The organism is Methanobrevibacter sp. (assembly GCF_017431965.1).
GTDB lineage: Archaea > Methanobacteriota > Methanobacteria > Methanobacteriales > Methanobacteriaceae > Methanocatella.
Map to the genome: position 1 here is coordinate 1 of NZ_JAFRKB010000075.1, position 5,844 is coordinate 5,844.

A 5,844-nucleotide genomic window follows, 5' to 3' on the forward strand; every position below is an offset into this window, starting at 1 on the left:
AGCAATATTTACTTTAATGGAAAAAAATATTTTTAAAGAAAAATAAAAAATATAAATATTATTTTAAATAATAATATAAAACAGCCTTTTGGGCATGCATCCTGTTTTCAGCCTCATCATAGATTACGGATTGAGGTCCGTCAATTACATCGGATGTTACTTCCTGACCCCTGATTGCAGGTAAACAGTGCATAAATATAGCTCCATCATTTGCAAGGCTCATCAAATCAGAATTGACCTGGAACGGTGCAAAATCAATTTCCCTTTGTTTTGCCTGCGCTTCATCACCCATACTTACCCAAACATCAGTATACACCACATCAACATTTTCCAAAGCAATGCCGATATCGTCACTGACAGTAATTTCAGTATCGTTTTCTTTTGCAAATTCCTGGGCGGTTTTAAGGATATCCTCATTAGGTTCATATCCTTTTGGGCAGGCTACGGACATGTCCATGCCTAAAAGAGGAGCGATTAATAAAAGAGAATTACAGACATTGTTTCCATCGCCGACAAAACAAATCTTTTTATCTTCAAAAGATCCGAAGTGTTCTTTGATAGTTAATGCATCGGCAAGGGCCTGACAAGGATGTTCCAAATCAGTAAGGCCGCTAATAACAGGCACATCGGAATGTTCGGCCAGCTCTTCAACATCACTGTGTTTAATGGCTCTAATCATGATTCCGTCAACAAAACGGCTTAAAACTTTGGCAGTATCTAAAATAGGCTCTCCTCTTCCCATCTGCAAATCATTGGATGATAAAAAAATAGCTCTTCCACCTAACTGACACATTCCAACATCAAAAGAAACCCTTGTTCTGGTGGATGATTTCTGGAAAATCATTGCCAATGTTTTGCCTTCAAGAGGTTTTTCTTCCATTTCTCCTGCTTTAATTTTACTAGCCAAATCAAGAATGTGTCCAACATCCTCTTTAATATCACAAATAGATAATAAACTGCCCATTATTAATCCCCTTTTCATTATAAAAAAGAATATATGTTAAAGATATATATTAAATGTTTCTATGATTTCATTTTAAATATAATATCCCTGACTGTTGAGATTACAGGAACAAGTAAAAACAGATATATGAAACTGCCTGAGACGTGGAAGTCCAAAAGATTGACAATAACTGTCAGCCCCATAATTATAAGCAGTGTATGGATTACATGATTTTTTTCTTCTTTAGTTGGATTGCCTTCAAGGAAATTCCTGCGGTCGGCATAATGATACATGAAAAAGAAAGCAATCAATGTTAAAAATATATTTAAACCGAATACCGCCTCAGACAAGAAGAAATGAGAATAATTACCTATTAATGAAGTGGAAAATGGAATAAATGATATACAAATCAAAAATAATATGTTTAACCATAGATAGGGCATATTGAGAGTTTTTACCTTGATGAATTCATGATGGTAAATCCAAAAGGAGCTTATCAATACAAAACTGACTATTGTAACGCCGATTGTTGGAGTCAATGTTGTAATAAATGCTACAAAATCGGCATGATTAACAATTTGAAGTTCAGGAAGCGCAATACCAAAGACTAAAAGAGTCATTACCATTCCGAAAATTCCATCTGTAAGACCTAATAGACGTCCGGGATCAATATCAACATCACTTTCAAAAGCCTGTTTGAAACGCTGATAAAAACTTAAACCTTTATTAATTTTAGCATATTTTTTAGCTTTTTTATCATCATCCCATGATGTTGAAGCTCTATACTTTAAAAAAGAATCTATTTTCTCTAATTTTTCAATATCTTTCTCATTATCAGCATTCTCTTTGATAACATCAATTTTTTCACGAATACTTCTTTTTAACTCTTCAATATCTTCAGGACTGGCATCTTCTCTAATTTCAATCACCAAAAAAATATAAAAAAGAAATTTAGTTTAAAATTTCTTTCATATGTTCTACACGTTTAGCTACAAGTTCGGCTGTTCCCACATCTCTTCTGTGGTAAACGTTACCTTTTACAAACTCGCATGCTTTTTCAGCTATTTTTTCAGCCTCTTCGATTGACTCGCCGCTGGCAACAATACCTAATGCTCTTGAACCGGACAGGTGAATTCCGTCATCTTCAGCAGATACTGCTGCATAAAATACTTTTGCGCCCATATCCTCAATGGCCTGCTCATCAACCTCAATAATTTCGCCGGCATGTTCGGTTTCAGGATATCCGTCAGGTACGATGTATTTGCATACGCTGGCCTTATCTTCAAATTCCACCTTATCCAAATTACCGTCAACAATGGCTTGGCAAACATCAGCCAATGGAGTTTTAAGAAGTGGTAAAACATTCATTGCTTCAGGATCTCCAAATCTTGCATTGTATTCTATGAGTTTTGGTCCGTCAGCGGTTAACATGAACTGACCATATAATATACCTTTATATGGCTCTGCTTCCTCAGCAATAGCTTTTAAGGTTTCCTGCATGATTGCTACTGCATCATCATAATCTTTCTGAGTTAAGAATGGCAACAATCCACCAACATCAGAATATGATCCCATACCTCCTGTGATTGCTCCTACATCGCCTTCGAATGCATGAGGATGGTCCTGTGCTGCAGGCATTGGAGCCAAATGTTCACCATCACAGAATGCCTGGATTGTAAATTCTTCACCGATTAATCTTTCTTCAATAATTACTTGAGCAAATCCGCCCATTACATTGTCAATAACTTCGCATGAATACTCTTTTGCTTCTTCATTATCTTTTAAGTGGTCACCTACGATTTTAACTCCTTTACCGCCAGTCAAACCGACAGGTTTTACTACAACATCACGGTCAAATTCATCTAAAAATTTAGAAACCTCTTCAGAGTTATCGAACACTTTATAAACCAGGGATCCTTCAATTTCATAATCTTCAAATAGCTTTCTCATGAATGACTTATCTGTTTCGATTCTGGCTGCGCTTTGGGTCGGTCCAACACATGGAATTCCATTTTTTTGAAGTTCGTCCACAATTCCTTTTCCGAGTGGAGCTTCAGGACCAATGAATGCAATGTCAATTTCATTTTCAATAGCATATGCAGCTACTTTTTCAACTTCCCCTTCATCACCTTGCTTGAATTCTGCAATTTTGCTCATTCCTGGGTTTATTTTGCTCATATAACAGTATAACTCTACATCATCTTTAAGTGCATCAGCAATAGCATGTTCACGAGCACCAGTACCAACAACTAAAACTTTCATAGTAAATTCTCCTATTGTATTTTAATTATATATTTAAAAATATTTAAATTTAGAGATGAAAACAAAAATTATAATTAACAAAAAAAGTTAAAATTAACTACCAAGTTATCTTATAAAGTGAAAAAAAATGAACAAAAAAATTCTAATGATTGGAGTAGTTTTACTCGCAGCATGTATTTCCGTCAGTGCGGTAAGTGCTGAAGATAACGGCTGGAGCTTTAGTTTTTCCAGCAGCGACAGCACCAATTCCGACGGTGGGTCTGTGCAACTCGACAATAATGTATTGACAATACAGGGTTTCAAATTTACCATCCCTGAAGGATTTGTAGAAAATGAAACCGCAAAAGTGGTAGGTGAAGACTATAACGCTTCTCAAGGCTTGAAAATATCAACTGACGCATTTGATAAAGGTGATGAAAGAATTTTGATAAGTGTTATTTTTGGAAGCGCTGAACTTGATGATGACACATACACTCCAACCGCAACTGCTACAGCTAAAAAACTAGCTGATGAAGACGGATGGGTTGATGAATACGATGGCGGAGTAGCATTCGACTACATTGAAGATGGAAAATTAGTCCACGTGTTTGCTCCTGATGAAAAAACACTCGTTTCATTACTACAGTCATCACACGACTAAATTTAAATGATAATTTGTAATAATTAACAAATTATCCCTTATTTTTTTAATATTCAACTTCAGTTATATCAAAACATTTATATATTTACACTTGCATATACAAGAGTATAGTTGCATATGCAAGAGATGTTATTATGGAGAAAAATGAAAACATTGAAATGATTACAGGAGACCCTAAAAAGGCTATCAACAAATTATCATTACCTATTATAGGCAGTATGCTTTTAATTTTTGCAAACAACATTATTGATAGTATTTGGGTAGCAGGACTCGGTGCAGAACCATTAGCTGCACTCGGATATATTACACCACTATTTATGATTTTAGTAGGTTTTGGAAACGGAATAGGAGCTGGTGGTAATTCACTTATCTCAAGATTTATTGGCGCCGAAGATAAGGCTTCAGCAAACAATGCAGCGATACATAACCTTATCTTAAGTTTTATCGTTTCGGTTATAATATCAATCATCTTTCTTGTATTTATGGAACCTATGCTGAATATGATGGGCGCAAGCAGTGTCATAAACTATGCCATGGACTACGGTTTTATCATATTTGCATGGACATTTGCCTTACTGATGCCTCCAATTGTAGGTGGAGCATTTAGAGCTGAAGGAGACATCAAAAGAGCAACAATTCCAATAGCACTTGCAGCAATAATCAACATGGTTTTAGATCCGATTTTCATCTACACATTTGGAATGGGAATCAAAGGGGCCGCATGGGCAACAGTATTGGGACCTCTTATAAGCCTGCTTTTAATGTTTTACTGGATATTTGTTAAAAAAGACACCTATCTTTCATACAGCTTAAAAGATTTCCGCAATGACTTTGGAATGTATAAGGATATCTTAGTTGTCGGTATTCCTGCCAGTCTGGAGCAATTGGTGCTGTCAGTTTTAACAATATTTGTCAATTACATGCTTACAATAGTATCCGGTCCTGTATCAGTAGCTGTTTATACAGCAGGATGGAGAATAGTAAACATTGGAATGCTTCCTGCAATCGGTGTCGGTACAGCGGCAATTTCAGTTGCAGGCGTGGCATTCGGTGCCCGCAAATATGAAAATTTAAGAGTTACAGCAAGATACGCCGTTAAAGTAGCTTTAATAGCTTCAATAATAGTATGTATTATATTGAACGTATTTGCAAATCAGATTGCATTTATATTCTCATACTCTGAAAGCAGCGCTCAGCTTGAGCCATTAATTGCAAGTTTTCTTCAAATAATGTGTCTTTTCATATTATATGTTCCTTTCGGAGCCAGTGCAGGTAACGTTTTCCAGGGTGTTGGAAAAGGAACAATATCCCTAATTCTTACAACTTTCAGGGAATTTATACTTGTGCTGATATTCGCATACCTTTTAGGATTCACATTCCACATGGGAGAGTTTGGAATTTACTGCGGAATGCTTTTAGGAGGGGGAATAGGTTCGATTATATGTTATGCCTGCATTGAACTGTACATAAACAGACTGATAAGAGGGAATGTTAATGCTTGATAAGGATGTTCCCACAGTTCCCTACATTTCAATAATCTATAGGGAACATGCAAAGTTCTTGAATGAAAAAGTAAAAGATGAAGATTTAAGTTTCGGACTTTTTCCATTATTGATAGCCATATATGATAATGAGGGAATAATCCAGGAGAAATTGGCGGAAAATTTTCATCTAAACGAAAGCACAATAACAAGAAACCTAAAAAAACTCGAAGATAAAGGATTCATTAAAAGAACTAAAGACAAAAGGACAAAAAGAATAGAAATTACCGACAAAGGCGCAAAAACCGCCCAAAAGGTAATGGATTATGATGATGAGTGGGATGAGAGAATAAAGCAGATAATCGGCGCTGATGAATACGATAACTTTAAAGATAATTTAAGAAAAATTTCAGAGGAGATAATATGAACCAGACAATTTATGATTTGAAAACCAGAAGAAGCATAAGAAAATTCAAAGACGAACAGATATCAGATGAAGATTTAAAAACAATTCTAGA

At 35.6% G+C, this 5,844-nt stretch carries 7 protein-coding genes; 4 read left to right on the plus strand and 3 right to left on the minus strand.

Annotated elements, in window-relative coordinates:
* Positions 1-58: 58 nt before the first annotated feature.
* Genes argF through purD form a run of 3 tightly spaced genes read right to left on the minus strand, consistent with a single transcriptional unit; the run spans position 59 to position 3,205 of the window.
* Entirely contained in the window at positions 59-964 is a 906-nt protein-coding gene (argF, locus tag IJI93_RS10355; RefSeq protein WP_292814026.1) for an ornithine carbamoyltransferase, read from the minus strand.
* A 59-nt stretch (positions 965-1,023) separates the two neighbouring features.
* Entirely contained in the window at positions 1,024-1,872 is an 849-nt protein-coding gene (locus IJI93_RS10360) for a TMEM175 family protein (RefSeq protein ID WP_292814021.1), read from the minus strand.
* A gap of 22 nt (positions 1,873-1,894) precedes the next feature.
* On the minus strand, positions 1,895-3,205 hold the full coding sequence (gene purD, locus IJI93_RS10365; protein ID WP_292814017.1) for a phosphoribosylamine--glycine ligase: 1,311 nt from the start codon (positions 3,203-3,205) through the stop codon (positions 1,895-1,897).
* Positions 3,206-3,332: 127 nt separating this feature from the next.
* Between purD and IJI93_RS10370 the strand changes: the two genes are divergently transcribed.
* The 4 genes from IJI93_RS10370 to IJI93_RS10385 all read left to right on the plus strand — a co-directional run.
* Positions 3,333-3,845, plus strand: a complete 513-nt coding sequence (locus IJI93_RS10370; RefSeq protein ID WP_292814015.1) for a hypothetical protein — start codon at positions 3,333-3,335, stop codon at positions 3,843-3,845.
* 134 nt (positions 3,846-3,979) lie between these two features.
* A complete protein-coding gene (locus IJI93_RS10375) occupies positions 3,980-5,347 on the plus strand; it encodes an MATE family efflux transporter (protein ID WP_292814013.1) in 1,368 nt (455 codons plus the stop codon).
* Entirely contained in the window at positions 5,340-5,753 is a 414-nt protein-coding gene (locus IJI93_RS10380) for a MarR family winged helix-turn-helix transcriptional regulator (protein ID WP_292822714.1), read from the plus strand. The genes IJI93_RS10375 and IJI93_RS10380 overlap by 8 nt, the downstream gene beginning before the upstream one ends.
* A partial coding sequence (locus tag IJI93_RS10385) for a nitroreductase family protein (protein WP_292822716.1) occupies positions 5,750-5,844 on the plus strand: 95 nt, incomplete at its 3' end. The genes IJI93_RS10380 and IJI93_RS10385, both read left to right, overlap by 4 nt.

Coding starts and splice junctions, on each gene's coding strand:
- argF (WP_292814026.1), bottom strand. CDS start 964: ATGGGCAGTTTATTATCTATTTGTGATATTAAAGAGGATGTTGGACAC.
- purD (WP_292814017.1), bottom strand. CDS start 3,205: ATGAAAGTTTTAGTTGTTGGTACTGGTGCTCGTGAACATGCTATTGCT.
- IJI93_RS10370 (WP_292814015.1), top strand. CDS start 3,333: ATGAACAAAAAAATTCTAATGATTGGAGTAGTTTTACTCGCAGCATGT.
- IJI93_RS10375 (WP_292814013.1), top strand. CDS start 3,980: ATGGAGAAAAATGAAAACATTGAAATGATTACAGGAGACCCTAAAAAG.
- IJI93_RS10380 (WP_292822714.1), top strand. CDS start 5,340: ATGCTTGATAAGGATGTTCCCACAGTTCCCTACATTTCAATAATCTAT.